Origin of the sequence: Pedobacter sp., from assembly GCF_035566355.1 — a bacterium.
In the GTDB taxonomy this organism is placed as follows: domain Bacteria; phylum Bacteroidota; class Bacteroidia; order Sphingobacteriales; family Sphingobacteriaceae; genus Pedobacter.
In genome coordinates this window covers 1-3837 of record NZ_DATMRL010000078.1, presented here as the reverse complement: position 1 = coordinate 3837, position 3837 = coordinate 1, and the positions used below count along the sequence as shown (strand labels likewise).

Annotated in this window: 3 protein-coding genes and 1 pseudogene; 1 reads left to right on the top strand and 3 read right to left on the bottom strand. The window is 38.8% G+C overall.

Going from position 1 to position 3837, the window contains the following annotated elements:
• The 3 genes and pseudogenes from VNZ46_RS02910 to VNZ46_RS02900 all read right to left on the bottom strand — a co-directional run.
• Positions 1 to 100: pseudogene (locus VNZ46_RS02910) on the bottom strand (MCE family protein); the annotation flags it as partial.
• Positions 101 to 115: 15 nt separating this feature from the next.
• Positions 116 to 961: an N-acetylmuramoyl-L-alanine amidase gene (locus VNZ46_RS02905; RefSeq protein WP_325558578.1), complete on the bottom strand. Its 846-nt coding sequence runs from the start codon at positions 959 to 961 to the stop codon at positions 116 to 118.
• Positions 962 to 996: 35 nt separating this feature from the next.
• Complete coding sequence (locus VNZ46_RS02900; protein WP_414693456.1) at positions 997 to 1875, bottom strand: N-acetylmuramoyl-L-alanine amidase family protein; 879 nt, start codon at positions 1873 to 1875, stop codon at positions 997 to 999.
• A gap of 56 nt (positions 1876 to 1931) precedes the next feature.
• On the opposite strand from VNZ46_RS02900, the gene VNZ46_RS02895 reads away from it, so the two are divergent.
• Positions 1932 to 3837 (top strand): putative LPS assembly protein LptD (locus VNZ46_RS02895; protein WP_325558575.1); only part of this gene is annotated, 1906 nt, incomplete at its 3' end.

The window sequence follows — 3837 nt, the reverse complement described above, 5'->3', positions numbered from 1 at the left end:
AAAATATTGCATTCCCCTTTAGGAAATTGTAGCCGATAATGAGTAAGGCTATGGAAAAGGCAGCCAGTATGCCTACTTTGGTTTCGTTTGCTATCTTCACGTATGTATTGTTTACTTAATTTAATTCGTTTTCTTTCTTGTAAGTTTTAACAGCATTGAATATGGAATGTACAATTTCTGCCTGTCCTTTTGCCGAATTCATATAACGTTCCTCTTCCGGGTTGCTTATAAAACCAATTTCTGTCAAAACCGCCGGCATCCCGCATCTTTGCAAAATCAAAATACCCTGCTCTTTTATTCCTCTGCTTAGTCTATGGTCAACTTTGGAATAATTGTGCTGGATCAGTTTGGCCAGTTCCATACTTTTATCCCTGAACTTATTTTTAAACAAAGATAATATAATAAATGTTTCGGGATCACCGGGATCATACCCATCATAATTTTGTTTATAGTTCTTTTCAAGCTTAATATCGGCATTTTCCCGGATCGCCACATCTTGTTCATTGATCCGGTGCATACCTGCCACAAAGGTTTCCGTTCCTCTGGTTGATGTATTTTTAGATGATTTGTATATGGGCACCTTTTTTCCGCGTTTCTTGCTGTATCCCGTAATGACGCGATGATCTGGCATTGAATTGCAATGGATAGAAATAAAGATATCGGCCTTGGCGTCATTTGCAATTTCAGCCCTTTTATAAAAGTCCACATCTACATCTTTCTTTCTGGTGTAGAGTACTTTTACTCCAGGCATATCTTCTTCAAATTTTTTACCCAGTTTTAAGGCTACTTTTAAAGCGATATCCTTCTCATAAGAAATGGCCCCTCTGGCACCAGGCTTCCGGCCACCATGACCTGCATCGATCACGATGGTTCTAACTTTATAATGACTTTGAGAAAAAGCAACAGGGGTATAGATAAGTGATAATAAAAGAACTATAAATATCTTTACGCGTTGACTCATTTCTAATTTGCTTTTTTGTGCAGCTGATGAGTGAATTAACGCTCAACAGAAGCCTTATAATTTTGTATTGCCTTTAACAGGCAGTTGGTGATTTCAATCTGACCAGCTTCTGAATTCATATAATCTTCTTCGGTTGGGTTACTGATAAAACCAATTTCTGTCAGAATTGCAGGCATCCCGGCGCGTGCTAAAACGGCAAGGCTCTTTTCTTGTACACCACGGTCTATACGTCCCACATTAATATATTGGTCTTGTACCATTTTGGCAAGTTTAAGACTTTGGGTACGATATGCATTTTTCATCAGGGATAGAATGATGTAGTTCTCCGGATTGTTCGGATCAAAACCTTCATAGTTTTCTTTATAATTATCCTCTAACAATATCGCCTCGTTCTCCCTTTTGATCACTTCATCCTGTTCGTTCATTCGTCCCATACCAGAAACGAAGGTTTCTGTACCCCGCGTAGATGTACTTTTTCTGCTTACAGTTTCTGTGATCGGAATTTTTTTGCCTCTTTTTCCTTTTCTATAGCCAGTAACTATAGTAGATCTGTATACAGGCATGTCGTTGCAGTGTATGGAAATGAAAAGGTCGGCTTTGACTTTATTCGCAAGGCCAATTCTATCATATAATGGAATAAAGACATCTTCAGATCTGGTATAGACCACTTTAACATCTGGCAGGTTTTGCTCTATTGCTTTTCCTAGCCGCAAAGCGGTTTTTAAAGCTACATCTTTCTCTGTGGAATAAAGACCTCTCGTACTCCCGTCTTTACCTCCGTGACCTGCATCAATAACGATAGTTTTTATTTTATAATCTTGCGTAAAGGCTTGATAGCCAGTTGATGTGATAATAAATATAGAAATAAATGCGATCAATATTACATTTGGTCTAACCAATGCTATATTTTTCATTAATTTTGGACGTTTTGGATTAAACATTAATGCAAAAATAACATTCACAGACGAATTTGAAACTTTTACGCCACATCATTTTATTTAATTCCATTCTTTTACTGTCTGTCGCCAGTAGTAGTGCTGCTGCTTTTTCCGGTTTTTCAGCCTTCCAGGTGCGTCAGCAGACCGATACAACGAAAAGAGATACTACAAAAAATAAAGTTAAAAATAATAAAGATGTTGATTCAAAAATAGAATATTCGGCCCAGGACTCTACAAAATATAGTAAAGACAAGAGTATTATTTATCTATATGGTAAGGCTCGCGTTATTTATCAGTCTTTTGAGCTGGATGCAGATTACATTCGTTATGATTCGAAAACCAATGTTGTTTTTGCCAGTGGACGTAAGGATGCAAAGGGAAAATATATAGGAAAACCCATTATTAAGATGGATAAAGATGGCTCTTCCATTGCCGATTCTCTATATTATAATACAAAATCAGGTAAGGGGACTATATTCAACACCTTTACAGAGCAGGAAGGGGGCTTTTTCTCCGGAGGGCAGAGTAAAAAGCAACCGGATGATGAGATTCATGTCAAGAACATGATCTATAGTACATGTAACCTGCCACATCCTCATTTTGGTTTTTTTATCACCAAGGGTATTGTAACCAAGAACCAGGTCATTACCGGGCCGGTATATCTGGAAATTGAAGATATCCCTTTGCCGCTGGCACTTCCTTTTGCCTTTTTTCCAAAACCCAATAAAAAATCATCCGGGGTTATTGTACCAAATATTGGTGAAGACGGAACACTTGGTTTCTTTTTAAGGGACGGAGGATACTATATCGGTATCAGCGATTATTGGGATGCCAAAATCCTGGGAACGATCTATACCAGAGGATCCTATGTTTTAAATACGTATACCAACTATATGAAGCGGTATAAGTATAACGGAAGTATTAACCTGAGTTATACCAGCACCAAACAAGGGGTAGAGGGAACGATAAGCAATACGGCCAACAAGGATTTTCATATTTATTGGTCGCATTCACAAAATCCTAATGCAAATCCGGGAACTACGTTCAGTGCGCATGTGGATGCAGGTACAGGATCTTATTTTGTAAATTCCAGGAATAATGGAAATTATAATCCACAAGGAATCTCAAGAAACGCCTTGGCCTCTTCGGTCAATTACGGCAAAACGGGAACCTGGTATAATTACAACGTTACTTTAAGTTCCAGTCAGGAGTTACAAGCCAAAACGATCAGTTTAACAGCGCCGAGTTTCACCTTTAACGTTCAAAGTTTCAACCCTTTTGATTCCAAGACGAGGGTGGGTGAGCAAAAATGGTATCAGAAATTGAATGTTGGCTATTCCATGCAAGCTTCGAATACAATTAATACAACTGAAAGTGAGTTGTTTAAGCCAGATGCTTTCAAAAAGTTTCAAAGTGGTATGAGTCATGATATGACCGCCTCCCTACCTTTTACATTGGCTAAATTTTTCAATTTGAGCATCAGTTCTGGTTACACGGAGCAATGGAATTTTCAGACTTACCGTCAAACGATGCTGAAGATCATTAATCATTCTGATTCGCTGGTGTATGATACTATAGCCGGATTTAAGCGTTTTGGAGTGATTAAGCCAATCTCCTTTAGTGCTTCAACCAAAATTTACAATACCGCGCAATTTAAAAACCTGGGAAAAATACAGGCCATCAGACATGTAATGACGCCTAGCGTGAGCATGAGCTATACACCGGCCAATTCAAGTGGTATAAAGGAGTTGCTCTATCAGGATGGAACGAATGTTTATGATCCGATATACAAACAAAACAGGACTTACTCCATTTTTCAGGGCTCCCGATTTTCCGGGTCTTCAGGAGCTAAGTCGGCCACCATGGGATTCAGCTTGAACAACGATGTAGAATTAAAGGTGGCTAACCCCAAAGATACGACAGGAACGGGGACCAAGA

Coding starts and splice junctions, on each gene's coding strand:
- VNZ46_RS02905 (WP_325558578.1), bottom strand. CDS start 961: ATGAGTCAACGCGTAAAGATATTTATAGTTCTTTTATTATCACTTATC.
- VNZ46_RS02900 (WP_414693456.1), bottom strand. CDS start 1,875: ATGAAAAATATAGCATTGGTTAGACCAAATGTAATATTGATCGCATTT.